General features: G+C 69.8%; 17 protein-coding genes. 13 read left to right on the top strand and 4 right to left on the bottom strand.

Annotated features, from left to right (window positions below; genetic code table 11):
• Positions 1–13 precede the first annotated feature (13 nt).
• The 9 genes from ACWD38_RS16110 (at position 14) to ACWD38_RS16070 (ending at position 9424) form a co-directional block, all read left to right on the top strand.
• On the top strand, positions 14–844 hold the full coding sequence (locus tag ACWD38_RS16110; RefSeq protein WP_425503597.1) for an MlaE family ABC transporter permease: 831 nt from the start codon (positions 14–16) through the stop codon (positions 842–844).
• The gene (locus tag ACWD38_RS16105) at positions 841–2202 is read left to right on the top strand and encodes an MCE family protein (RefSeq protein ID WP_184476272.1); all 1362 of its coding nucleotides are present in this window, start codon (positions 841–843) and stop codon (positions 2200–2202) included. The genes ACWD38_RS16110 and ACWD38_RS16105 overlap by 4 nt, the downstream gene beginning before the upstream one ends.
• Positions 2199–3224: an MCE family protein gene (locus ACWD38_RS16100; RefSeq protein ID WP_184476276.1), complete on the top strand. Its 1026-nt coding sequence runs from the start codon at positions 2199–2201 to the stop codon at positions 3222–3224. The genes ACWD38_RS16105 and ACWD38_RS16100 overlap by 4 nt, the downstream gene beginning before the upstream one ends.
• A complete protein-coding gene (locus tag ACWD38_RS16095) occupies positions 3221–4201 on the top strand; it encodes an MCE family protein (RefSeq protein ID WP_184476279.1) in 981 nt (326 codons plus the stop codon). Before ACWD38_RS16100 ends, ACWD38_RS16095 begins: the two co-directional genes overlap by 4 nt.
• Positions 4198–5421: an MCE family protein gene (locus ACWD38_RS16090; RefSeq protein ID WP_450124354.1), complete on the top strand. Its 1224-nt coding sequence runs from the start codon at positions 4198–4200 to the stop codon at positions 5419–5421. The genes ACWD38_RS16095 and ACWD38_RS16090 overlap by 4 nt, the downstream gene beginning before the upstream one ends.
• Positions 5422–5492: 71 nt before the next feature.
• Complete coding sequence (locus ACWD38_RS16085) at positions 5493–6656, top strand: MCE family protein (RefSeq protein ID WP_343071679.1); 1164 nt, start codon at positions 5493–5495, stop codon at positions 6654–6656.
• The gene (locus ACWD38_RS16080) at positions 6656–7762 is read left to right on the top strand and encodes an MCE family protein (protein ID WP_184476285.1); all 1107 of its coding nucleotides are present in this window, start codon (positions 6656–6658) and stop codon (positions 7760–7762) included. The genes ACWD38_RS16085 and ACWD38_RS16080 overlap by 1 nt, the downstream gene beginning before the upstream one ends.
• A gap of 32 nt (positions 7763–7794) precedes the next feature.
• The gene (locus ACWD38_RS16075) at positions 7795–8349 is read left to right on the top strand and encodes a hypothetical protein (RefSeq protein WP_450124353.1); all 555 of its coding nucleotides are present in this window, start codon (positions 7795–7797) and stop codon (positions 8347–8349) included.
• Positions 8350–8404: 55 nt separating this feature from the next.
• Positions 8405–9424, top strand: a complete 1020-nt coding sequence (locus ACWD38_RS16070) for a hypothetical protein (RefSeq protein ID WP_450124352.1) — start codon at positions 8405–8407, stop codon at positions 9422–9424.
• A gap of 307 nt (positions 9425–9731) precedes the next feature.
• Here ACWD38_RS16070 and ACWD38_RS16065 read toward each other — a convergent pair whose 3' ends face one another.
• Entirely contained in the window at positions 9732–12875 is a 3144-nt protein-coding gene (locus ACWD38_RS16065) for a CHAT domain-containing protein (RefSeq protein ID WP_184476289.1), read from the bottom strand.
• Between the two features lie 746 nt (positions 12876–13621).
• Between ACWD38_RS16065 and rpoB the strand changes: the two genes are divergently transcribed.
• Together rpoB and ACWD38_RS16055 are read left to right on the top strand one after the other, a co-directional pair.
• A complete protein-coding gene (rpoB, locus tag ACWD38_RS16060) occupies positions 13622–17104 on the top strand; it encodes a DNA-directed RNA polymerase subunit beta (protein ID WP_184476291.1) in 3483 nt (1160 codons plus the stop codon).
• A 111-nt stretch (positions 17105–17215) separates the two neighbouring features.
• Complete coding sequence (locus ACWD38_RS16055; protein WP_184476294.1) at positions 17216–21127, top strand: DNA-directed RNA polymerase subunit beta'; 3912 nt, start codon at positions 17216–17218, stop codon at positions 21125–21127.
• 149 nt (positions 21128–21276) lie between these two features.
• On the opposite strand, the gene ACWD38_RS16050 is transcribed toward ACWD38_RS16055, so the two are convergent.
• Positions 21277–21477 carry a hypothetical protein gene (locus ACWD38_RS16050; protein WP_184476297.1) on the bottom strand — a complete coding sequence of 67 codons (201 nt, stop codon included), beginning with the start codon at positions 21475–21477 and terminating at the stop codon, positions 21277–21279.
• Between the two features lie 232 nt (positions 21478–21709).
• On the opposite strand from ACWD38_RS16050, the gene ACWD38_RS16045 reads away from it, so the two are divergent.
• Positions 21710–22648, top strand: coding sequence for an NADP-dependent oxidoreductase (locus ACWD38_RS16045; protein ID WP_184476300.1), 939 nt, complete (start codon positions 21710–21712; stop codon positions 22646–22648).
• A gap of 153 nt (positions 22649–22801) precedes the next feature.
• Here ACWD38_RS16045 and ACWD38_RS16040 read toward each other — a convergent pair whose 3' ends face one another.
• Both ACWD38_RS16040 and pdxR read right to left on the bottom strand, forming a co-directional pair.
• A complete protein-coding gene (locus ACWD38_RS16040; RefSeq protein ID WP_425503509.1) occupies positions 22802–23278 on the bottom strand; it encodes a DUF6319 family protein in 477 nt (158 codons plus the stop codon).
• A gap of 122 nt (positions 23279–23400) precedes the next feature.
• Positions 23401–24804 (bottom strand): MocR-like pyridoxine biosynthesis transcription factor PdxR, encoded by a 1404-nt coding sequence (gene pdxR / locus ACWD38_RS16035; protein ID WP_450124351.1) that lies wholly within the window; start codon positions 24802–24804, stop codon positions 23401–23403.
• Between the two features lie 123 nt (positions 24805–24927).
• Between pdxR and ACWD38_RS16030 the strand changes: the two genes are divergently transcribed.
• Positions 24928–26031: an ADP-ribosylglycohydrolase family protein gene (locus ACWD38_RS16030; protein WP_450124350.1), complete on the top strand. Its 1104-nt coding sequence runs from the start codon at positions 24928–24930 to the stop codon at positions 26029–26031.
• The last annotated feature ends 150 nt before the right edge of the window (positions 26032–26181 follow it).

Here is a 26181-nt window from a genome sequence, read left to right as displayed (position 1 = left end):
GGGCATGACGACGATGACGCAGCGCGTGAAGAGCGTGGCTCGCCGGCCACTGCAGATGCTCGACGATCTGGGCGACCAGATGTCGTTCTACCTGCGGACGCTGGGCTGGATCCCGAAGTCGGTCACCCGCTACGCCAAGGAGACCCTGCGGCTGCTGACCGAGGTCAGCTTCGGCAGCGGGGCGCTCGCGGTGATCGGCGGCACGGTCGGCGTGATGATCGGCATGACGCTGTTCACCGGCACCGTGGTGGGCCTGCAGGGCTACGCGGCGCTGAACCAGCTGGGCACCTCGGCGTTCGCCGGGTTCGTCTCGGCGTACTTCAACACCCGTGAGATCGCGCCCCTGGTGGCCGGTCTGGCGCTGTCGGCCACGGTCGGCTCCGGGTTCACCGCGCAGCTCGGCGCGATGCGGATCTCCGACGAGATCGACGCGCTGGAGGTCATGGGCGTGCCCAGCCTCCCGTACCTGGTGACGACGCGGGTGATGGCCGGGTTCGTCGCGGTGGTCCCGTTGTACGTGCTGGGGCTGCTGACCTCGTACCTGGCGGCGCGCACGGTGACGGTGCAGCTCTACGGGCAGTCGGCCGGTACCTACGACCACTACTTCAACCTGTTCCTCCCACCGGAGGACGTGCTGTGGTCGTTCTTGAAAGTGCTCATCTTCAGCGTCGTGGTGATCATGACGCACTGCTACTACGGCTACCGCGCCAGCGGCGGCCCGGCAGGGGTGGGCATCGCGGTGGGGCGCGCGGTGCGCACGGCGATCGTGACGACCGCTCTGCTCGACTTCTTCCTCAGCCTCGCGATCTGGGGCACCACGACGACGGTTCGGATCACGGGATGAGTACTCGCAGCGCATTGTTCACGGCGCGGCGCAGACTGCTGGGTCTGTCGCTGTTGATGTGCATCATGCTGTTCTTCGCCTTCACCATCGCCACCTACCAGCGCGCCTTCGAGTCCAGCGTGGACGTGGTGCTCAAGGCCGCGCGCAGCGGGAACCAGCTGCTGCCCGAGTCGGACGTCAAAGCGCACGGCATGATCATCGGCCGGGTCGACGAGGTGCGGCCCACCGACGAGGGCGCCGAGCTGCACTTGGCGCTGGAGCCGGACAAGGCGCGGCTGCTGCCCGCGAACGTGTCGGCGAGGCTGCTGCCGCGGACGTTGTTCGGCGAGCGCTACGTGTCGCTGGACGTGCCGGAGCAGGCGTCGTCGACGCGGCTGGCCGCGGGCGATGTGATCTCGCAGGACCGGACGCGCGCGTCGGTGGAACTGGAGACGGTGCTGGCGGACACGATGCCGGTGCTGCAGGCGGTGCACCCGGACGACCTGGCGGTGACGCTGAATTCGCTGGACCAGGCGCTCGACGGTCGCGGTGAAGAGGTCGGCGACACGATCACGCGGCTGAACCAGTACGTCGAGGGGCTCAACCCGTCCGTCCCGCAGCTGCAGGAGAACCTGCGCCAGCTGGTGGGCGTGGCCGAGACCTACGAACAGGCGGCCCCGGACGTGCTGCAGGCGCTGGGCGATCTGTCGGTGACCTCGCGGACCCTGGTGGACCAGCAGGAGAACCTGCGGTCGCTGACCTCGCAGCTGACCACGACGTCGAACGACGCGACCGGTTTCCTGGAAGCCAACGGCGACGACCTCATCAGGTTGGGCGAGTCGACGCGGCCCACCGCGGACGTGCTCGCGAAGTACTCCCCGTCGTTCCCGTGCTTCCTCAAGGGCATGGCCGACTACGTGCCGCTGATCAACGACGCCTTCGGCGTCGGCACCAAGGAGCCGGGTCTGCACATCACGCTCGAAATCGTGCCGAACCGCGGGAAGTACATCCCGAACCAGGACGAGCCGGTGTACGGCGACAAGCGCGGGCCGCGCTGCTACGACTTCGTCAACGGCCCCAAGCCGTTCCCGCAGTACCCGCCGGACGGTCCGCTCAACGACGGTTCGGTGCCGCCGCCCGCGGCCCGCACCGGCAACGAGGGCCTGCTGCCCAGCGGTGGGGCCCCGGCGAGCACCTCGCCGCAGTCGGCGAGCGCGCCGGCCCTCGATGACCTCGGACTGCAGAACTCGCCGGCCGAACGGGACATGGTCTCGACGGTGCTGGCGCCGACGATGGGCACCTCCGCCCAGGGCGTGCCCGGTTGGGGCTCGCTGCTGGTCGGACCGGTGCTTCGCGGAGCGGAGGTGAGCTACCGATGAACGCGCGCGGAATCCTCGGGCCACTGGTCAAGTTCGGCATCTTCGTGCTCGTCACGGTGCTGGCCAGCGGCGTCCTGGTGATCACCATCGCGAACAACGACCTGCGCTCCTCGGAGTCCTACAGCGCCCGGTTCACCGACGCCACGGCCCTCAACGAGGGCGACGAGGTGCGGATCTCGGGTGTGAAGGTCGGCCAGATCGAGCAGATCAGCGTCGTGGACCGGCGGGTCGCGGAGGTCGAGTTCAACGTCTCGCAGCGCAAGCTGCCCAAGTCGGTGCGGGCCACGATCAAGTACCGCAACCTGGTCGGCCAGCGCTACCTCGCGCTGGAGCAGGGCGCGGGCGCACCGAACGACTACCTGCCCACCGGCGGCACGATCCCGCTGGAGCAGACCAAACCCGCGCTGGACCTCACGGTGCTGCTCGGCGGTTTCAAGCCGCTGTTCCAGGCGCTGTCGCCGGACGACGTGAACAAGCTGTCCTACGAGATCATCCAGGTCCTGCAGGGCGAGGGCGGCACGGTGCAGAGCCTGCTGGCGCACACGGCGTCGCTGACCTCCACGCTGGCCGCGAAGGACCAGGTGATCGGGGAGGTCGTCAACAACCTCAACGGGGTGCTCGGCACCGTCAACGCCCGCGACGACCAGCTCTCCGGGCTGATCGTGCAGTTGCAGCAGGTCGTGTCCGGTCTCTCCGAGGACCGCGACTCCATCGGTGAAGCGGTGGGCGCGCTGGACGGCCTCACCAACACCACCGCCGGACTGCTCACCGAAGCGCGGCCGCCGTTGCAGCAGGACATCGCCGGGCTCGGCGAACTGTCCAAGAACCTCAACGACAACGAAGAGATCACCGAACGCACGTTGCAGAACATGCCGGACAAGCTGAACACCATCACGCGCACCGGCACGCACGGAGCGTGGTTCAACTTCTTCCTGTGCGGATTGTCCGGCCAGGTCGGCATCGGTGATCTGAACATCCCGCTGCCGCTGATGCCGGTGACCCAGCCGAGGTGCCAAGCATGACGTCTTTCCAGAAGCGCGATCCGCTGAAGATCGGCGTGGCCGGGATCCTGGTGCTGCTCATCGGGTTCGCCGTCGCGATGAACTTCGAGCGGCTGCCGCTGATCAGCGGCACCAGCTACCAGGCGAACTTCAGCGAGGCCGCCGGTCTGGTGCCGGACAACGAGGTCCGGGTCGCCGGGGTGAAGGTCGGCACCGTCAGCTCGGTCGAGCTCGAAGGCGATCACGTCGCGGTGTCGTTCCGGGTCAAGGACACCTGGATCGGGAACAACACCACGGCCGCGATCAAGATCAAGACGCTGCTCGGGCAGAAGTACCTGGCGCTGGACCCGCGCGGTGACGAGGAGCAGTCCTCCTCGGACCCGATCCCGCTGAACCGCACGATGGCGCCCTACGACGTGATCGAAGCGTTCAGCGGCCTGCAGCGGACCGTCGGCAGCATCGACACCCAGCAGCTCGCCGACAGCTTCCGCACGTTGTCCGACACGTTCTCCGACACCCCGGACGACGTGCGCGGGGCGCTCAACGGGCTCTCCGCGCTGTCGCAGACGATCTCCTCGCGCGACCAGCAGCTCAAGGAGCTGCTGGCGAACACCGCGAACGTGTCCCGCACCGTCGCCGACCGCAACGCGGAGTTCGAGAAGCTGCTCGCCGACGGGAACCTCCTGCTGGAGGAGATCCGCGACCGCCGCGACCAGATCAGCTCGCTGCTCGACGGCACCCGTGCGCTGTCCGCGCAGCTGAGCGGACTCGTCGACGACAACGCCGCGCAGCTCGGCCCGACCCTGGCCCAGCTGGACAAGGTCACCAAGATGCTGCAGCGCAACCAGGACAACCTCAGCCGCAGCATCGAGGCCTTCGGGCCGTTCACCAGGGTGTTCTCCAACGTGCTCGGCACCGGCCGCTGGTTCGACACCTACATCTGCGGCCTGCTTCCGCCCGCCGTCGGCCCGCTCAACCCGGAGGGCTGCAAGCCATGAGCACCCGGAAACCACCCCTCACCAGCCTGATCGCGATCGCCTGCGCGGTCGCGCTGCTGGCCACCGGCGCCGTGTGGTGGCTGTTCTACGGAGCCAACGAGAAGCGCGTCACCGCGTACTTCTCCGCGGCCGTCGGCGTCTACCCGGGCGGCGACGTGCGGATGCTGGGCGTGCCGATGGGCACCGTCGACGAGGTCACCCCGAACGGGCGGACGGTGCGCGTGACGATGTCGCTGGACCGCGACGTGGACGTGCCCGCCGACGTCAACGCGGTGCTCGTCTCGCCCAGCGTCGTCAGCGACCGGTACGTGCAGCTCGCTCCCGTCTACAAGGGAGGGCCGAAGCTCCCCGAGGGCGCGGTCATCCCGAAGGAGCGCACCGCGACGCCCGTCGAACTCGACGAGGTCTACCGCAGCCTCAACGACATCACCTCCGCGCTCGGCCCGGACGGGGCGAACAAGGACGGCGCGCTCAGCGACCTGCTCAACACCGGGGCCGCGAACCTCGACGGCAACGGCCAAGCGCTCGCCGACACGTTGCAGCACCTCGGCCAAGCGGGCAGCACGCTGTCCGGCAGCAGCAAGGACCTGTTCGCGACCGTCGACAACCTGCAGCGGTTCACCTCGATGCTCAACTCCAACGACGAGCAGGTGCGCCGGTTCAACACCCAGATGCAGGAGGTCAGCTCGCTGCTGGCCGGGGAGCGCGAAGACCTCGGCGCATCCATGGCGGAACTGGCCGTCGCGCTGGGCAAGGTCGAATCCTTCGTCCGGGACAACCGGGAAGGGCTCAAGTCCAATGTGGACCAGCTCAACGGCGTGGCGCAGGTGCTGGTGAACCAGAAGGCGGCGCTGTCGGAATCGCTGACGGACGCGCCGCTGGCCCTGGGCAACCTGCAGAACTCCTACAACGCGGCCTCCGGAACCCTGGACACCCGCGCGGTGATCAACGAGCTGAACGAGCCGCCGCTGGTCGGCGTGTGCAAGCTCGTCCGCCAACCGGCCGCGGGCACCCCGCTGCAGCTGCCGGACAACGTGCTCGACGCCTGCAACGCGATCCAGCCGGTGCTCGACGGGCTGCTACCCGTCTCCAGCATCGCGGACCTGCTCTCGCAGGTGCAGGGGAATCCGCCCGCGCAGCAGAACGGCGGCGCGGCCGGGGACCCCGTGCTCCCGCTCGGTGGCACCGGTGCCCCGCTCGTCACCGGAGGTGGCCAGTGATCAGCCGCGGAACCTTCGCGAACCGGCGGGCGGCTCGGCCCGCGGGATCGGCCCGGCTCGGCGCCGGGAAGATCGTCGCCCTCGCCACCACCGCGCTGGTGCTGGTGAGCGGCTGCGGATTCACCGGAGTCTCCGGCTTACCGCTGCCCGGCGGCGCCGACCTCGGCGACAAGCCCTACCAGGTGAAGGTGCGCTTCGCCGACGTCCTGGACCTGGTGCCCAACGCCGGAGTGCGCGTCAACGACGTGCCCGTCGGCCGGGTCAGCGAGATCGGACTCGCCCCCGGCTCCTGGGACGCCGAAGCGGTCCTGCAGGTCAACCGCGACGTCAAGCTGCCGGGCAACGCCATCGCCCGGCTGCGCCAATCCAGCCTGCTCGGTGAGAAGTACGTCGAACTCGCCGTGCCGCCCGAACCCGAGGCGCCGCAGGGCAAGCTCATCAACGGCGACGTCATCGGCATCGACCGCAGCGGTCGCAACCCCGAGGTCGAAGAAGTCCTCGGTGCGCTGTCGCTGCTGCTCAACGGCGGTGGCGTGTCCCAGCTGCAGAACATCACCCGCGAGCTCAACAACGCGCTCGAAGGACGCGAAGCCGACGCCCGCAACCTGCTCGGCAACCTCGACGAACTCGTCGCCGGCCTGGACGCGCAGCGCGACGACATCACCCGCGCCCTCGACAGCGTCAACCGGCTCTCCGCGAGCCTCAACGAGCAACGCGGCAACATCGACACCGCGCTGCGCGACCTCGAACCCGGGCTGCGCGTGCTCAACGACCAGCGCGGTCAGCTCGTGACGATGCTGCAGTCGCTGGACAAGCTCTCCGGGGTCGCCACCAACGTCGTCGACCAGAGCCAGGACGACCTGGTGCACAACCTGCAAGCCCTGCAACCGACGCTGGCGCAGCTGGAGGCGGCGGGCGACGACCTGCCGAAGTCCTTCGAGATCCTGCTGACCTACCCGTTCACCGACGGCGCGGCGCAAGGCATCAAGGGCGACTACACGAACCTCTACATCGACGCCGATCTCAACCTCACCAACATCATCGGCAACATCGGCCGCGCCCGGCAGCCGCTGATCGACCTGCCCGGAGCACCGCCGCTGCCGCTGCAACCGCAGGCGCCGCAGGCACCGGGAACGGGCGGCACCGATCCCACGGCACCCGAAACGTCTCCCGCCCCGAAGCCGGACGACGAAGACGGTGGGCTGCTCGACTTCCTGTTCGGAGGCGATGACTGATGCTCACGCGCAAAACCCGTCTGCAGATCGTCGCGTTCCTGGCGATCGCGCTCGTCGGCATCGGCTACGCGGGTGCCCGCTACGCCGGGCTGGACCGGTTGCTCGGTCCGCGCGGCTACGTCGTGACCATGAACCTGGCCGACTCCGGCGGCATCTTCGACAACGCCGAGGTCACCTACCGCGGCGTGCCCATCGGGCGGGTCGGGGAGATGAAGCTCACCAGCGGTGGGATCGAAGTGCCGCTGGACATCGAGGCCGGGCACAAGCGCATCCCCTCCGACGTCGACGCCGTGGTCACCAACCGCTCCGCCGTCGGTGAGCAGTACGTCGACCTGCGGCCCAGGAAGGACGGCGGGCCGTTCCTGAAGGACGGCTCCGTCATCAACCGCGCCGCCACCAGCACCCCGCTGCCGGTGGAAGATCTGATGACCAACCTGGACGACTTCGCGAAGTCCGTGCCCGAGGACTCGCTGCGCACCGTCGTCAACGAGCTCGGCACCGCGTTCCGGGACAACGGCGGCAACCTGCAGCGCGTGCTCGACACGACGCGGGAGTTCACCACCGAAGCCCAGCAGCACCTGCCGCAGACCCGGCAGCTGCTGGAGGACGGCACCACGGTGCTCGCCACGCAGAACGAGCAGGGCTCCGCGATCCGCTCCTACAGCTCCGACCTGAAGTTGCTGGCCGAGCAGCTTCGCACGTCCGACCCGGACCTGCGGAACCTGATCAAGAAGGCGCCGCCCGCCGCGCGCCAGGTCAGCGGGCTGCTCAACGAGACGGGGCCGCAGCTGGGCACCCTGATCACCAACCTGACCAGCACCACCGACCTGCTCGCCGCCAACAACGACGGCATCGAGCAGCTGATGGTGACCTACCCGATGGTCTCCGCGGGCGGATACAGCGTGGTTCCCGGCGACGGCACCGCCCACTTCGGGCTGGCCCTCAACATCTTCGACCCGCTTCCGTGCACGGCGGGTTACGAAGGAACCGACAAACGTGCGGGTAACGACCTCGCGCCGACACCGCTGAACACTGATGCACACTGTGCGGAGCCGCCGGGTAGCCCGATCAACGTACGCGGGGCGCAGAACGCTCCTGGACAGTGACCTCCGACGGCACCGTGAAACGAGGTGACCCGATGACCGAGAACGTGGCCGACGCCGGCCCCGAACCCGAGAACCGCACGTCCAGGACCACGCGGTCGCCACTGCTGATCCCGTCGATCGCGCTCGCCGTGGCCCTCGTGGCGGCGCTGTTCTTCGGCGTCAGCTGGGCCGTCGCGGCCAACGGCGGCAGCGCCGCCTACGGTGCCGAACGGGATGCCGCGCTGCAGGCGGGCACCCAGTCGATCATCAACTTCAACACGCTCGACCACCGCGACGTGCAGCACGGGCTCGACCTGTGGGAGCGCTCGTCCACCGGGCCGCTGCACGAGGACGTCGTGCGCGGTCGGCAGCAGTACGCCGACAGCATCACGCAGGCCAAGACGGTCACCCAGGCCGAGGTGCTCTCCGCCGGGCTCACCGAGCTCAACGAGCGCGCCGGCAAGGCCCGCATGATCGCGGTGGTGAAGGTGACCGTGACCCCGGAGGGCCAGCCGCCCACCGAGAAGCGCAGCCGGTACCAGGCCGAGCTCACCCGTGAGGGCGCGGACTGGAAGCTCAGCGTCCTCGGTCCCGTCGCGGTCGGCTGAGCCCGGCCCGCCCCGATCCAGCTGTGCCGACTCGTTCGTACTAGGAGTGGTTCCCGTGTCCAGTCCCCGCCGTCCCGGATCGACGTCGCGGCGGCGCGTCGCCGGTCAGCGCAGCCGTTCCGGCTCCACCGCGAACAGCACCCGGATCGGGCTCAACCGGCCGGAGGATTCGGCCGAGGCCGTCGACGAGGCGGCCACCGAGGAACAGACCGGTGCGACGCCGGACACCGAGACCGGCGCGACGTCGGCCGAGGAGACCGAGGACGCGCAGGAGCAGGCGGCTCAGGCGGACGACGCCGCCACGCCCGGCGAGTCCGACGGCTCCGAGGTGACCGCCGAGCCCGCCGATGAGCCGCAGGACGGCCCGGTCAGCACCGGCAAGGCCGGACGCGCGAAGCGCAACGGCACGACGCACCAGACCACGCCGGGCGCGGGTCAGGACGGCGCAGCCCAGCAACCGGCCCGCTCGAACCAGCCGGACGCCGAACGGCCCGGCGACGTCGACGAGGCGCAACGCGCGGAGGGCGACCCGGCCGAGCAGTCCGAGTCCGACGCGGAGCCCGCCACCGGTGGCCGCGGCGCAACCAAGAACCTGATCGCCGCGATGCTGGTGGCGACGGTGGTGCTCGCCGGCCTCGCCGCCTGGTTCGGCGTCGAGGCCTACGCCGTGCGCAACGGCAACCAGGCGCTCTCCGACCAGGCCACCACCAGCGAGGTCAACGGGCAGATCTCCGACGGCGTCGAGAAGATCTTCTCCTACGACTTCGCCGACACCGGCAAGACCGAGCAGGCCGCGAAGGACCTGCTCACCGGTGGTGCCGTCGGCGAGTACGACAAGCTGTTCGCCACCGTGAAGGAGCAGGCGCCGATCCAGAAGCTGGTCGTGACCACCACGGTCAAGGCCAGCAGCGTGACCCGCCTGGAAGGCGACCGCGCCGAGGTGCTGCTGTTCGTGGACCAGAACGCGACCCGCACCGACGTCGGCGGTCAGCCCTCGGTCGGCCCGGCGCAGGTGGTCATCAACGCGGAGAAGCACGGCGACGACTGGAAGATCGCCCAGATCACCCAGCGGTGATCCACTGCTTGTCCTTGGTCTTGGCTTGAGTAGTGGGTCGCTCAGCGGAACCTCAGCGGCCTTCTCGCTGCGGGATCGATTTCTGATGTATGTCCGATACACGGCGAAATCGCTGTCCTCGCGAGAAGGCCGCTGAGAACCCGCCGGTGGTCACCTTGCTCAAGCTGGTCGCTGCTCAGCGGCTCCGCCGCTGACAGGACAACGACCGACAACGCCGCTCAGGCAGCGGCCTTCCCTCCAGGTCGGTGGGAAGGCCGCTGAGCGAACGTGGTGCACGCTGAGTCGGTTCCCCTGGGAGCTCGGGTCGTCAGGGGCCTACGTGCAAGTGGGCTGACCAGCGGGACGGTGCCTCGGGGAAGTCCGCGCGCAAGCGGCGGGCGGCGTCGTGCAGGGCGTGCGCCGCTCGGCCGGTGTCGAACTCCTCGGAACCGAACACGGCTTCGTAGACCTCGGAGTGCACGTCCACGGCGCAGTCCTCGTCGACCTCCCACAGGGTGCCGATGACGTGCGCGAATCCCGCGAAACCCAACGCGGAGGCCAGCGGCACCGCCGCGGCCGACGGGGCGTCCACGAACGTCGAGCAGCGCCCCAGGTAGCCGAACTCGACCTGGTGCAGCCCCAACTGCCCCAGTTCCACCACGCCCAGCCCCCGCTGCGGTGGCTCCCGATCCAGCACGAGCCCCGCCGCGGGCTGGCCCGGGTACTGCGCGCTCGGTTCGCACACGTGCACCCACGCCGTGTCGGGCAGCAGCTGCTGGACCTCCACCGCCGACGTCGAACGCGGGGACAGCACCTCGGCGTCCGGCCAGTACCGGGCGAGGATCTGGTTCTCCCGCGGCAACTCCCGCGCCCCCGGCTCCAGCGAGTCGGCGGCCACCAGCGCCCGGCCGCCGTCCGGCACCGGGCGGCGCCTGGTGTCGTTCAAGGTGCTCAGCGACGGCGCGTACGAGGACACGACCCGGTCCAGGGCGCTCGCCCCGTCCTTCGAAGCCGCCGCGTGCAGCGGCAGGAAGCTCAACGCCCCCAGCACGTACCACCACATGCGCGGCCAGCGCTGCCCCTCCGCCGGTTGCTGCACGTAGCCCATCCGGTCCAGGACCGGGCGGGTGATGTTGTGCCACAACCAGTCGAGCGCCTCCAGCAGCGCGCGCTGATCGCGCTGGTCCGTCGCCGCCAGGGCCGCCCGCGCCTGCTCGGCCGCCGAATCCGGGCCCGCTCCCGGCAGCGGCACCGTCATCACCCGGCCGGCGAACAAGATCAACGCATCGGAGCGGTACCGGCTCAGGTTGACCAGCACCACGGAGCCTTCGGCACCGTTGCCCGCCAGCTCGGCGAACGGCTGTAATCGCAGGTGCCCGGCGTGCGCCGGATCGGAGCGCACCTCGCGGAGCAGGTCCTCCCACGCGTCGACCAGCCGTGCGCGCAGCGCGACGCCCTCGTCCGGATCGGTCAGCGCGGGCTCACCCGGCGGCCGATCGAGCAGCCGGCGCAACCGGACCGCTTCATCGGCCAGCTCCGGGTGATCGCGGTGCAGACCGCCCAGCTCACCGCCCGCGGGCAGGAAGTCCGACAGCAGCGCGACGCGGCCGTGCTCCAGCAGTTCCACGGCGCGTTCCGGCTCGCCGTTCTCCACCGCGCACGCGGCGGCGTCCGCGGCGATCAAGGCCCAGCGCTGCTGCATCGCGGGGGAGGCCACGGCTCGCTTCGCCCGGGTGACCAGCGGCAGCAGTTCGACGGCCGAGGTGAACGACTCCACCGCCTCCGACCACCGCTGCGCGCCCGCGGCGAGCCGACCGTTCAAGCTCGCCGCCCGCAGCCGGTGGTCGGCCGGAGCCGAAGTCTGCGCCGCGGCCTCTCCGAGCACCCGCCGCGCCCAGCGGTAGAACCGGCGACGTCCGGTGCGCTGGTGCAGGGACTGCAGCGCCCGGCCCAAGTGCGTGGCGACCGCGGCCCGCTCCGGGGCGTCCGCGGCCATCGCCTCCAGCGCCCGGTCGAACCATTCGACCGCGGTCTCCAGCTCGCCGGTGCGCGTGGTGCGGCGGAACCGGTGCGCCGAGATCACTCCCAGCTGTGCCCACGCCAGGTGCTGCGCCGTCTCGGCAGCCGCGGCCGCCTGCTGGCACACCTGCTCGGCGCGGTCCAGGTCGGCTTCGTCGGCGCTGCTCTCGTAGCGGGTGAGCAGGCTCAGCGCCAGCGAGTGCAGCACCTTGCCGTTCTGCGACGACTCCACCGACGCTTCGCCGGCGGCGACCGCGGTGTCCAGCGCGTCCGACTCTGCGCCGTGCAGGAAATGCCTGCGCAGCAAGGCTCCGTACCCGGCCAGCGCGAACGGCTGCTCCGGATCGTCGGGCGCCATCCCGCGCGCGCTCGCCGAATAGGCGCGCAGCGTGCGGCGCAACGGCCCCGGCTCACCGGTGCTGTCCACGTGCTCGGTGGTGGACTCGGCGAGCAGCACCAGGGCACGCCCGAGCAGCGGATGTCCGGCGGTCAGCACGCCCAGCACGCCGACCAGCTCGCTGATCCCCGCTTCCAGGTCGGCCAGGTCCCCGGCCTGCTCGAAGCGCAACCGCAACGCGCTCGCCAGGTGGCACAGCGCGTTGCGCCGCGGCTCGCCGTCGGCCAACCCGTCGGCGCCGCGACGGAGGTGCGTGATGCCTTCGTCCAGGTCCTGCGGGGACCCGGTGCGCTGGTAGCGGCGCAGCAGCGCCGCACCGAGGTTGATCCGCAGCTCCGCGGCTTCCGCCCCGCCCCCGCGGGACGCCGCGCGTGCCGCCTCCCGGAACGCGTCGATCGACTGGTCGTCCGATCGCGGGTCCTCGGCGAGCCGGGCGTGGGTCTTCAGCGCGTTCGCCAACCGGACCAAGGTCATGATCCGGCGCGGGTCCCGGCGCGGGGTCTGCTCGGTGGCGGTGCGGGCCGCCCGCACCGATTCCTCGGCGTGCCCGACGGAACCGCTCGACGTGGCCAGCTCGGTCAGCGCCAGCGCGAGGTTGCACCGGTAGAGCACCAGGTCCGGGTCGCCCTGGTCGGCCTGCGAGGACGCATCCCGGTAGTACGTGACCGCGTCTTCCAGGTCTCCCGGCTGCCTGCTGCTCAGGTACATCAGCTGGGACGCGCTGCCCAGGTTGTTCAGCACCCCGGCGCGCGCCGGATCGCGATCGTCGAGCACTCCCGCGGTGGCGCGGAACACCTCGGTGACCCAGGGCAGCCGCGCGAAGTCGAGCGTGGAGATGATCTCGTTCATCGCCTTGATGGCGTCGGCGTAGCGCTGCTCCGGACTTTGCCGGGCCTGGGGCGATGTCGGCCCCGGATCAGCGGCTGCCTGCGTCGGCACGGCCTGCCCGCCCGTCCCGGTGAACCACGACGCTCCAGCCTCGGCGCCCTGCTGCTCCCCGGTCGAACGCGCCCGACCGTCGGCGAGCTCGTCCGGCCGACCCGCATCGTCATTCATCCCGATTCTCCTGTGGCATGCTCACACGACTATCAACGTCGCGGCGTCGCGGGACGTTTCACCGTACCGATGTTCGCGGGTACCGAATAGCCCGTGCGCCAGCGGCGATGGGCCGGTTGCCGGAGCACGCGTTCCGTGCACGATCCGCGACTCCCTGCGAGGTCAGGTGGGCGATGTTCCACTCCCGCGCCCCGCCGGACGACTCGCCCGAAGCCCGGTGGCGTGAGATGGCCGACAACGCTGGCGGCCTTCTGGATCATAGGGGAACAGTGGTCATCTTCGGGGCCGAAACCGGACGAATCCGGGTGCGGTGAGCGACCGCCCGTGCTTGTCCAGGGCTGCGCGAACACTGGCGGAAATTCGCCGAAACCACCGGTCTGTGGAGTTGTGACCAGGTATAACGACCGCTTTGTCGATCACGTCGAGTGATCGTGTCTTGCGCCACGAGGGTGATCGGAGCGTGATCTCTTGACTGTCGGCTGCGGCGGGTTCACTCTGGTCACCAACACGGGCAGGGCCTCGCGAGGTGCGGCTCCGCAGACGACTTCCGGGACGGTTCGTCGGCGGGCCCCTCGACAGGTGGCGTCGTAGCGTCTAGACTGCTACTTTGCGCTGCCCTCTTTCCGCCCTCCCCATGACGGGACGTAGGATCGTGGGCGCCATTGCACCCTTGACAGTCGTGTTAGCTGGTTGCCAACGCCTCCTGACGCGGCTGTAGCCAGTTCAGAGTCCCGGAAGGACGCATCTTGGCAGTCTCCCGCGCGACCAAGGTCTCTGCAGCTTCCAACTACACGTCGGGGATCGCTGGGGCACCCAGGCGGGTCTCGTTCGCGAACATCCGCGAACCGTTGGAAGTACCTGATCTGCTCGATCTGCAGGTCCAGTCCTTCGAATGGCTTGTCGGCAATGAGGCCTGGTTCCAGCGCCGGGTCGACGCCGGCGAAGATAGCCCAGTCGGTGGCCTGGAAGAAGTCCTCAGCGAGATCTCCCCGATCGAGGACTTCTCCGGATCGATGTCCCTGTCCTTCACTGATCCGCGCTTCGACGAGGTCAAGGCCTCGGTTGACGAGTGCAAGGACAAGGACATGACCTACGCGGCCCCGCTGTTCGTCACGGCGGAGTTCACCAACCACACCACTGGCGAGATCAAGAGCCAGACGGTGTTCATGGGTGACTTCCCGGTCATGACCAACAAGGGCACCTTCATCATCAACGGCACCGAGCGCGTCGTGGTGTCCCAGCTCGTGCGCTCGCCCGGCGTCTACTTCGACAGCTCGGTCGACAAGACGACCGACAAGGACGTCTACAGCGTCAAGATCATCCCCAGCCGCGGTGCGTGGCTGGAGTTCGACGTCGACAAGCGCGACACCGTGGGTGTCCGCATCGACCGCAAGCGCCGCCAGCCGGTCACCGTGCTGCTCAAGGCGCTGGGCTGGAGCGCCGAGGCGATCCGCGAGCGGTTCGGCTTCTCCGAGACGCTGATGGCGACCCTGGAGAAGGACCACACCGCCGGTCAGGACGAGGCGCTGCTGGACATCTACCGCAAGCTGCGTCCGGGTGAGCCCCCGACCAAGGAGAGCGCGCAGACCCTCCTGGAGAACCTGTTCTTCAAGGAGAAGCGCTACGACCTGGCCCGCGTCGGCCGCTACAAGGTCAACAAGAAACTGGGCCTGGAGCTGCCGTTCGACTCCGGCGTCCTCACCGAGGACGACATCGTCACGACGATCGAGTACCTCGTCCGGCTGCACGCCGGCGAGACCTCGATGGGCGAGGGCGACCTGGAGGTCCCGGTCGAGGTCGACGACATCGACCACTTCGGCAACCGTCGCCTGCGCACCGTCGGCGAGCTGATCCAGAACCAGGTTCGGGTCGGCCTGTCCCGCATGGAGCGCGTCGTCCGCGAGCGGATGACCACGCAGGACGTCGAAGCGATCACGCCGCAGACGCTGATCAACATCCGCCCGGTGGTGGCGGCGATCCGCGAGTTCTTCGGTACCTCGCAGCTCTCCCAGTTCATGGACCAGACCAACCCGATCGCGGGCCTGACGCACAAGCGTCGTCTCTCCGCGCTCGGACCGGGCGGTCTCTCCCGGGAGCGCGCCGGCATGGAGGTCCGCGACGTCCACCCGTCGCACTACGGCCGGATGTGTCCGATCGAGACGCCGGAAGGCCCGAACATCGGTCTGATCGGCTCGCTGGCCACCTTCGCCAGGGTCAACCCGTTCGGCTTCATCGAGACGCCGTACCGCAAGGTCGTCGACGGCCGGGTCACCGACCAGATCGACTACCTGACCGCGGACGAGGAAGACCGCTACGTCAAGGCGCAGGCGAACGCGCCGATCGACGAGGACGGCACCTTCCTCGACGAGCGCGTCCTGGGTCGCCGTAAGGGCGGCGAGGTCGAGCTGCTGGCTCCGACCGAGATCGACTACATGGACGTCTCGCCGCGGCAGATGGTCTCCGCCGCGACCGCGATGATCCCGTTCCTCGAGCACGACGACGCGAACCGCGCCCTGATGGGTGCGAACATGCAGCGTCAGGCGGTGCCGCTGCTGCGCAGCGAGTCGCCGCTGGTCGGCACCGGCATGGAGCTCCGCGCCGCCGTCGACGCCGGGGACGTGGTGACCGCCGACAAGGCGGGCGTCATCGAAGAGCTCTGCGCCGACTACGTGACGGTGATGGCCGACGACGGCACCCGGCACACCTACCGGCTGCAGAAGTTCAACCGCTCGAACCACGGCACCTGCACCAACCAGAAGCCGATCGTGAACGAAGGCGATCGCGTCGAGGTCGGTCAGGTCATCGCGGACGGGCCGTGCACCCAGAACGGCGAGATGGCGCTGGGCAAGAACCTGCGCGTGGCCATCATGCCGTGGGAGGGGCACAACTACGAAGACGCGATCATCCTGTCCCAGCGTCTGGTGCAGGACGACGTGCTCACCTCGATCCACATCGAGGAGCACGAGGTCGACGCTCGCGACACCAAGCTGGGCGCCGAGGAGATCACCCGGGACATCCCGAACGTCTCCGAGGACGTGCTGGCCGACCTCGACGAGCGCGGCATCATCCGGATCGGCGCCGAGGTGCAGGGCGGCGACATCCTCGTCGGCAAGGTCACGCCCAAGGGCGAGACCGAGCTGACCCCGGAGGAGCGGCTGCTGCGCGCGATCTTCGGCGAGAAGGCGCGCGAAGTGCGCGACACCTCGCTGAAGGTGCCGCACGGCGAGACCGGCAAGGTCATCGGCGTGCGCGTGTTCAACCGCGACGAGGACGACGAGCTGCCCCCGGGCGTCAACGAGCTCGTGCGGGTCTACGTGGCGCAGAAGCGCAAGATCCAGGACGGCGACAAGCTCGCCGGCCGGCACGGCAACAAGGGCGTCATCGGCAAGATCCTGCCGATCGAGGACATGCCGTTCACCGAGGACGGCGCCCCGGTCGACATCATCCTGAACACCCACGGTGTTCCGCGACGGATGAACATCGGCCAGGTGCTGGAGACCCACCTCGGGTGGATCGCCTCGCAGGGCTGGTCCATCGACGGGGACCCGGACTGGGCGAAGCGGCTGCCGTCGGACCTCTACGAGGTCGAGGCCGGCACCAACACCGCCAGCCCCGTCTTCGACGGTGCCCGTGAGGAAGAGATCACCGGCCTGCTCGGCTCGACCCTGCCGAACCGCGATGGTGAGCGCATGGTCAAGGCGAACGGCAAGGCGCAGCTGTTCGACGGGCGCAGCGGTGAGCCGTACCCGTACCCGGTGGCCCTCGGCTACATGTACATCCTGAAGCTGTCGCACCTGGTGGACGACAAGATCCACGCCCGGTCGACCGGCCCGTACTCGATGATCACCCAGCAGCCGCTGGGCGGTAAGGCGCAGTTCGGTGGCCAGCGCTTCGGTGAGATGGAGTGCTGGGCCATGCAGGCCTACGGCGCCGCGTACACCTTGCAGGAACTGCTGACGATCAAGTCCGACGACGTCATCGGTCGCGTGAAGGTCTACGAGGCGATCGTCAAGGGCGAGAACATCCCCGACCCTGGTATTCCGGAGTCGTTCAAGGTGCTCCTCAAGGAGCTGCAGTCGCTGTGCCTGAACGTCGAGGTCCTCTCGACCGACGGTGCCGCCATCGAGATGCGCGACGGGGACGACGAGGACTTGGAGCGTGCCGCGGCGAACCTCGGCATCAACCTGTCCCGCAACGAGTCGCCTTCGGTGGACGACGTCGTTCAGTGACTTCGCCGCCGGTCCGCGGGCATGTGCCTGCCCGCGGACCGGCCATCGACCCAACCTGGCATTCCCGGCCGGTAGCCGGCCGGACCTTTCGACTAAGGGAGAAGACCCGACGTGCTGGACGTCAACTTCTTCGATGAACTCCGCATCGGCCTCGCCACGGCCGACGACATCCGCCAGTGGTCGTTCGGCGAGGTCAAGAAGCCCGAGACGATCAACTACCGAACCCTGAAGCCGGAGAAGGACGGGCTCTTCTGCGAGAAGATCTTCGGTCCGACCCGCGACTGGGAATGCTACTGCGGCAAGTACAAGCGGGTCCGCTTCAAGGGCATCATCTGTGAGCGCTGCGGCGTCGAGGTGACCCGGGCCAAGGTGCGCCGTGAGCGGATGGGGCACATCGAGCTCGCCGCTTCGGTGACCCACATCTGGTACTTCAAGGGCGTTCCGAGCCGGCTCGGCTACTTGCTGGACCTTGCTCCCAAGGACCTCGAGAAGATCATTTACTTCGCCGCGTACGTGATCACTTCGGTGAACACCGAGATGCGGCACAACGACCTGTCGACCCTCGAGAACGAGATGACGGTCGAGCGCAAGCGGGTCTCCGACCAGCGGGACGCGGACCTCGAGGCCCGTGCCCAGAAGCTGGAAGCCGACCTGGCCGAGCTCGAGGCCGAGGGCGCGAAGAGCGATGTGCGGCGGAAGGTCAAGGAGGGCGGCGAGCGCGAGATGCGCCAGCTGCGCGACCGTTCGCAGCGCGACATCGACAAGCTCGACGAGATCTGGGAGACCTTCACCAAGCTGGAGCCCCGTCAGCTGATCTCGGACGAGATGCTCTACCGCGAGCTCTACGACCGCTACGGCGAGTACTTCACCGGCGGCATGGGTGCCGAGTCCATCCAGGCGCTGCTGCAGGACTTCGACATCGGCGCCGAGGCCGAGCTGCTGCGCGAGACGATCCGCTCCGGCAAGGGGCAGAAGAAGCTCCGCGCCCTCAAGCGGCTCAAGGTCGTCGCGGCGTTCCAGGCCACCGGGAACAACCCCGGCGGCATGGTGCTCAACTGCGTGCCGGTGATCCCGCCGGACCTGCGTCCGATGGTCCAGCTCGACGGTGGCCGGTTCGCCACCTCGGACCTCAACGACCTGTACCGCCGGGTCATCAACCGCAACAACCGCCTCAAGCGACTGATCGACCTCGGTGCGCCCGAGATCATCGTCAACAACGAGAAGCGGATGCTGCAGGAGTCCGTGGACGCGCTGTTCGACAACGGCCGTCGCGGACGTCCGGTGACCGGCCCGGGCAACCGGCCGCTGAAGTCGCTGTCCGACCTGCTCAAGGGCAAGCAGGGCCGGTTCCGCCAGAACCTGCTCGGCAAGCGCGTCGACTACTCCGGCCGTTCGGTCATCGTCGTCGGCCCGCAGCTGAAGCTGCACCAGTGCGGTCTGCCGAAGGAGATGGCGGTCGAGCTGTTCAAGCCGTTCGTGATGAAGCGGCTGGTCGACCTCAACCACGCGCAGAACATCAAGTCCGCGAAGCGGATGGTCGAGCGCCAGCGCCCGCAGGTGTGGGACGTGCTGGAAGAGGTCATCGCCGAGCACCCGGTGCTGCTCAACCGTGCTCCCACGCTGCACCGGCTGGGCATCCAGGCCTTCGAGCCGCAGCTGGTCGAGGGCAAGGCCATCCAGCTGCACCCGCTGGTGTGCGAGGCGTTCAACGCCGACTTCGACGGTGACCAGATGGCGGTGCACCTGCCGCTGTCGGCGGAGGCGCAGTCCGAGGCCCGGATCTTGATGCTCTCGAGCAACAACATCCTCTCGCCCGCCTCGGGTCGTCCGCTGGCGATGCCGCGACTGGACATGGTCACCGGCCTGTACCACCTGACCAGGCTGGTCGACGGTGCCACCGGTGAGGGCCAGGCGTACTCCTCGGTCGGCGAGGCCATCATGGCCTTCGACCGCGGCAGCCTGTCGCTGCAGGCGAAGATCCGGATCCGGTTGCGCGACGTGGTGCCCGCCAAGGAGGCCACGCCGGAGGACTGGGAGCCGGGCAAGCCGTGGCTGGCCGACACCACGCTGGGCCGGGTGTTCTTCAACGAGCTGCTGCCCGAGGACTACCCGTTCGTCAACGACCTGCTGCCGAAGAAGCGGCAGGCGGCGATCGTGAACGACCTCGCCGAGCGGTACCCGATGGTCGCGGTCGCCCAGACCCTGGACCGGCTCAAGGACGCCGGCTTCCACTGGGCCACCCGTTCCGGTGTGACCGTGTCGATCTCCGACGTCGTCGTGCCGCCGCAGAAGAGCGAGATCCTCGACTCCTACGAGCAGCGCGCCGAGCAGGTGGAGAAGCGCTACCGCCGTGGTGCGCTGTCCTACCAGGAGCGCAACGCGGAGCTGGTCAAGGTCTGGACGGCGGCCAAGGACGAGGTCGCCGAGGCCATGGAGAAGAACTTCCCCGAGGACAACTCGATCAGCATGATCGTGAAGTCCGGGGCGGCGGGCAACATGACCCAGGTCGTGCAGCTCGCCGGCATGCGCGGCCTGGTGTCGAACCCGAAGGGCGAGTACATCCCGCGCCCGATCAAGGCGAACTACCGCGAAGGCCTGTCCGTGCTGGAGTACTTCATCTCCAACCACGGTGCCCGCAAGGGTCTGGCCGACACGGCGCTGCGCACCGCCGACTCGGGTTACCTGACCCGTCGTCTGGTGGACGTCTCGCAGGACGTCATCGTCCGCGAGACCGACTGCGGCACCGAGCGCGGCATCAAGATGCCGATCGCCGAGGTGCTGCCGGACGGCACGGTGCTGCGCGACGCGCACGTCGAGACCAGCATCTACGCCCGCACCACGGCCGAGGACGTCACGGACTCGGACGGCAACATCGTGCTGGCCCGCGGTTCCGACCTCGGTGACCCGGCGATCGAGAAGCTGCTCGGCGCCAAGGTTTCCAAGGTCAAGGTCCGCAGCGTCCTGACCTGCGAGTCCGGCGTCGGCGTGTGCGCGGTCTGCTACGGCCGCTCGATGGCCACCGGCAAACTGGTGGACGTCGGCGAGGCCGTCGGCATCGTCGCCGCCCAGTCCATCGGTGAGCCCGGTACGCAGCTGACGATGCGTACGTTCCACCAGGGCGGTGTCGCCGGTGACGACATCACCACCGGTCTTCCGCGTGTCACGGAGCTGTTCGAAGCTCGGGTCCCGAAGGGCAAGGCGCCCATCGCCGACGCCCCCGGACGGATCCGGATGGAGGACAACGACCGGTACTGGAAGATCACGGTCATCCCGGACGACGGCAGCGAAGAGATCGTCTACGACAAGCTGTCCAAGCGGCAGCGGCTCGCGGTCATCTCGGTGGACGGCACCGAACGGCAGATCGCGGACGGCGACCACGTGGACGTCGGCCAGCAGCTGCTGGAAGGTGCGGTCGACCCGCACGAGGTGCTGCGCGTGATGGGCCCGCGCGAGGCCCAGCTCCACCTGGTCCGCGAGGTCCAGGAGGTGTATCGCTCGCAGGGCGTGGGCATCCACGACAAGCACGTCGAGGTCATCGTCCGCCAGATGCTGCGCCGGGTCATCATCATCGACTCGGGCGCGACCGAGTTCCTGCCCGGTTCCCCGGTGGAGCGCTCGCAGTTCGAGGGCGAGAACCGCCGCGTGGTGGCCGAGGGCGGCGACCCGGCTTCGGGCCGTCCGGTGCTGATGGGCATCACGAAGGCGTCGCTGGCCACGGAGTCCTGGCTGTCGGCGGCCTCCTTCCAGGAGACGACCCGCATCCTCACGAACGCCGCGATCGAAGGCGCGAGTGACAAGCTGGTCGGCCTGAAGGAGAACGTGATCATCGGTAAGTTGATCCCGGCCGGTACCGGTATCAACCGCTACCGCAACATCCAGGTGCAGCCGACCGAAGAGGCGCGGGCCGCGGCGTACGCGATCCCGTCCTACGACGACGGCTACTACACGCCGGACGTGTTCGGCGCGGGCACCGGTGCCGCGGTGCCGCTGGACGACTACGACTTCGGTCGCGACTACCGGTAAGGTTCGCGGTCCGCGGTCGCGGAACAGTGCACGGAAGGTCCCCGCTCGGGTTCGAGCGGGGACCTTCCGCTGTCCGGGGAGGTCCGCCGCGCTGCGGCCGACGAGCGTGCGAGCGGCCACGCGCAGGGCGTGCCGCAACTGGGTGGCGATCATGTCGGTGCTCCTTCCGCGTCGGCGGGGTCGTGGGACGCTCGCCGGGGACCGCCGCAGGTCGGCAGGCCGCGGCGGCGCGCTTCGGTGAGCAGGGCGAGCTGGTCGTGCAGCAGGCGGTGGCGCATCGCCTCGCACTCGCGGATCGCGGCGATCAGACCGGGATCCGAGTACGCGGCGGCGTGCTCGTCGGTGACCACGGGTGGTTCCGGCGGGCCGGCCTGAGCCGTCGGGTCGGCTGGATCGGCCTCGGGAGACCGGACCGCTCCGCTGGGAGTCCGGGGACGAACCGGGGCGAGGCGGAGCGGGCGGTGGTGGCGCGTTCTGGGGTCCATGACTCCGATCATCCAGAGTCGAACACCCGTTCGCCATTACACGAGCGGGTGGTCCGCGGCGGGAATACCGGCGCCCGCCCGCCGAGTTGCACGCGGCATGCGATCAGTCGGAGTTTCCGAGTTCGGCGGGCCTGACGTGCTGCGCGAGTTCCAGGTCCCGCAACGGCACGCCGGCCCCGGTGAGGTCCGGATCAGGGTGCGCGCGGCGGCGGTCAACCCGACCGACACCGTGCTGCGCAGCGGGGCCTACGCCGAGCGGTTGCGGGAGAACCCGCCGCCGTACGTCCCCGGCATGGACGTCGCGGGCGAGCTCGACGAGGTGGGCGAGGACGTCGACACCGGGCTCGCGGTCGGGGACCGGGTGATGGCGGTCGTCGTGCCGCACGCCGCCCACGGCGGCTACTCGGAGAGCCTGGTGCTCCCGGCGAGGTCGGTGGTGCGGGTTCCGGCCGGGGTCGACCACGTGGCCGCTTCGACCCTGCCGATGAACGGGCTGACAGCCCGGCAAGCGCTGGACCTGTTGGAGCTGTCGCCGGGGGACTCGCTGGCGGTCACCGGTGCGGCCGGAGCGTTCGGCGGATACGTCGTCCAGCTGGCCAAGGCCGACGGCCTGCGGGTGATCGCCGACGCGGCCGATGCCGACCGGGAGCTCGTCCGGTCGCTCGGCGCCGACGTCGTCGTGGAACGCGGCGACGACGTGGCGGCGCGCATCCGGGAGGTGGAACCGGACGGGGTGCCGGCGGTCGCGGACGGCGCGGTGCACAACGACCTGGTCGTGCCCGCGGTGCGCGACGGCGGCCGGATCGCGACGGTCCGGTTCTTCACCGCCGAAGCGGAGCGCGGCATCACCTACCGGCCGGTCTCGGTCCGGGATTACGCGCAGGAATGGGAGAAGCTCGACCGGTTGCGGGCCCAGGTGGAGCAGGGCGCGCTCAGCCTGCGGGTCGCGCGGACGTTCCCCGCGAGCGAGGCCGCCGAGGCGCATCGCGCACTCGAGGCGGGCGGCGTGCGGGGGAGGTTGGTGCTGGAGTTCTGAGCCGCTGGCGGTAGTGGGCTCGGCGGAGTGTGACCGGGACGGTGGCGTTGCGCGCCGCCACCGTCCCGGATCCCCGGATGACCGGCGCCCCGCGCCCGTGGACGCATCGGAGCGCCGGTGTTCCGGGGACGTGTCAGCCGACCGGGAAGGTCGTCAGCTCTCCAGCTCGGACAGAGCCTTGCGCACCCGCTCGACCTCGGCCTCGAGTTCGGCGAGCTTCGCCTCGTGCTGCTCCCGAGCGGCGGACAGGACTTCTTCGATGGCTTCGGAGATGTCCTGGTGCAGTTCCGCGGCGGCCTTCGACACCGCTGCCGCCGGGACCGGCAGTCCCTGGACGACCCGCTTGCCGGCGTGCAGGAGCTCGGCCTGCCACTCGCCTTCCGCGGTGCCCGTCACGGTCAGGGTGAGCTCGACCGTGCGGGTCTTCTTGGCGGTGCTCTGCTTGCGGGCGCGGGTCTTCTTGGGCGCGGGCTCCGGTGCCGCGTCGGCGTCCGCCGGGGCGGCATCGGTGGGTGCCGTCGCCTGCGCGGTGTCCACCTCGGCCTGGGCGGTGCCGTTCTCCGGCTGCGTCGGGGCCTGCTCGGCTTGGGTCTCTTCGCTGGTCACCTGGTCTGCTTCCTGCTCGCCCACGGTTTCTCCTTGATGTGCGCCGGTCGGTGACCCAGGATAGAACACCAGTTCCCCTCGGCCGTGGCGGCGGGAGGGCCCGGCGCGCGAGGGCACTGTAGCGGGGCGTGCCGGGCCACCGACGGTCATGGGTCGAGCGTGTCGAGCAATGCTTCCAGCGCGGGGCGGAAGGCGTGCTCGGCCGGAGCTGCGTAGCCGATCACCACGCCGGGCGGGTGCTCGCCGCGGCGCACCCACCACGGCCCGAGCGCTTCGAGCTCGACGCCGCGGCTGCGCGCCCGAGCCATGATCTCCTGCTCGCTCGGCCCGTCCGGGGCGAGGCGCAAAGTGAGGTGCAGGCCAGCGGAGATCCCCGCCGGATAGCGCCGATGGCGGGTCCGGAGGCCGTCCAAGCCCTCCAGCAGCTGCTCGCGCCGCGCCCGGTACGCCGCCCGAGATCGGCGGACGTGCTGGTCGTAGGCGCCGGAGCGGAGCAGCTCGCCGAGCGCGAGCTGGTCGAACAGCGGCCCGTACCTGCCGTGCGTCTTCATCTCCCGCACCGGTTCGACGAGCCGCGCGGGCAGCGCCAGCCACGCGATGCGCAGCGCCGGGGCGAGGGTCTTGCTCGCCGTTCCGGCGTAGATCACCGTGTCGGGCGCCATGCCCTGCAGCGAGCCGACGGGCTGCCGGTCGAAGCGGAACTCGCCGTCGTAGTCGTCCTCCACGATGATCCTGCCGTCGGCCTTGGCCGCGCGGATCAGCGCTGTCCGCCGCTGCGCCCGCATCGTGACGCCGAGCGGGAACTGGTGCGCGGGGGTGACGACGGCGGCGGGGCTGCGCAGCGCGGACACGTCGATGCCGCCGTCGTCGACGGGGACGCCGTGCACCGACATCCCGTTGTCCTCGGCGATGGTCCGGAAGTGCGGCAGCGACGGGTCCTCGAAGTCCACCGACGACACGCCTCGCGCGTGCAGGGCCCTGCTGATCAGCGACAACGCTTCGCTGTAGCCGTTGCAGACGATCAGTCGATCCGGTGAGGTGTGCACGGCCCGCGCCCGCCGGAGGTACTCGGTGAGCGCTTCCCGCAGCGCGAGCGGACCTTGCGGATCGCCGTAGTCGAGGTCGTCGGCGGGCATGGTGCGCAGGATGCGACGGCTCGCCGCGAGCCAGTCCTTGCGCGGGAAGGCGCTCAGGTTCGGCCTGCCCGGCCGGAAGTCCCAGCGCGGCGTGCTGGGAGCCGGGCGCGGAGCCGCGGGTTCCGGGCGTTCGCCGCTGCGGAGCCGGTCGGCGACGGTGGTCGGCGCGCCCTGCCGGGACAGCAGGAACCCCTCGGTACCGAGCTGGACGTACGCGCGGGTCACGGTGCCGCGAGCGATGCCGAGGTCGTGGGCGAGGGCCCTGGTGGAGGGCACGCGACTGCCCGCGGCGAGCCGTCCGTCGCGGATCGCGGCGCGCAACGCCTCGGCGAGCGCGCCGCTGTCCGGCCGACCGGACCAGTCCAAGTGCAGGTCCAGTCCCGATTCGGGCGAACTGGACCGATCGCGGGTCACGGCACCGGACCCTATCGAACGCGGGCCGGGCGCGGGTCGCTGAACCCGCCTGCCCAAGGGCTCCCGGTTGCTAATCTCCGGTAGGTCGAGAGCCTGGCACGTCGGAGAACGAGGACAGCGAAGATGCAGCAAGCACCACCCGACGCGCACGAACGCTTCCTCGGCAGCATGCTCGGCGGCGCGTTGGGGGACGCGTTGGGCTTCGCCGTCGAGTTCCACTCGATGGACAAGATCCGCGAACGCCACGGGGCCGCCGGGCTGACCGAGCCGGCGCCCGCGCAGGAGAAGGCGGAGATCTCCGACGACACCCAGATGATGCTGTTCACGCTGGAAGGCCTGATCCGGGCGCACGTGGCGCGGCGGATGAAGCCCGTGGACAACGACCCGGTGCCGGAAGTGCAGCACGCGTACCAGCGGTGGTTGCACACGCAGGGCCGGAGCTGGGCGGAATCGGCGGGGCCGTACGCCGTGCACTTGGCCGAGCCGGACGGCTGGTTGATCACCGAGCGCGGCCTGTTCGCGACGCGCGCCCCCGGCAACACGTGCATGGCGGCCCTGATCGGGTTCGCCCGCACGCACCGGCAGGCGTCCCAGGACAACGCGATCAACGACTCCAAGGGCTGCGGCGGGGTGATGCGCGCGGCCCCGGTCGCGGTGTGGTCGCACGACCCGGCGGAGGTCTTCCACGCGGCCGTCGGCGTCGCGGCGCTCACCCACGGGCACCCGTCCGGCTACCTGTCGGCGGGCGTGCTGGCGGTCATCGTGCACCAGCTGATCCGCGCCGTGCCGCTACCGGACGCCGTGCGGCTCGCGCGGGACCTGCTGCTGCGGTGGCGCGGCCACGAGGAGCAGCTGCGGTCGCTGGACGCCGCGGTGGAACTGGCGGCGGAGGGGATCGTCGCGCCGGAGCGGCTGGAGGAGCGGCTCGGCGGCGGCTGGGTCGGTGAGGAAGCACTGGCCATCGGCCTGTACGCGGCGCTCGCCGCGCCCGACGTGCGGGACGCGTTGCGGCTGTCGGTGAACCACTCCGGCGACTCGGACTCGACCGGGATGGTCTGCGGCAACATCGTGGGGGCGCTGCACGGGGACCGGGCGCTGCCGCCGGAATGGCTGGATGTGCTGGAACTGCGCGAGGTCGTGACGGCGTTGTCGCAGGACGCGCTCGTCGAGTTCAGCCCGGCTCCACCGACGAACGCCACCTGGAGCACCAGGTACCCAGCTTGGTGAGGTCTTGGGGGGGCGGGGTCTTTTTGCTCGGGTGGTCCTGTGGCGGAACCTCAGCTGTCTTCTCGCTGCGGGATCTTTTTCCCGAGTGGCTCCGCCACGAGGGAAAAAGCTGTCCTCGCGAGAAGACAGCTGAGAACCCGCGGGTGGTCG

This window comes from Saccharopolyspora sp. NPDC002578 (assembly GCF_053592695.1).
The sequence above is the reverse complement of the archived record's forward strand: the minus strand, read 5'-3'. Positions and strand labels throughout refer to the sequence as shown.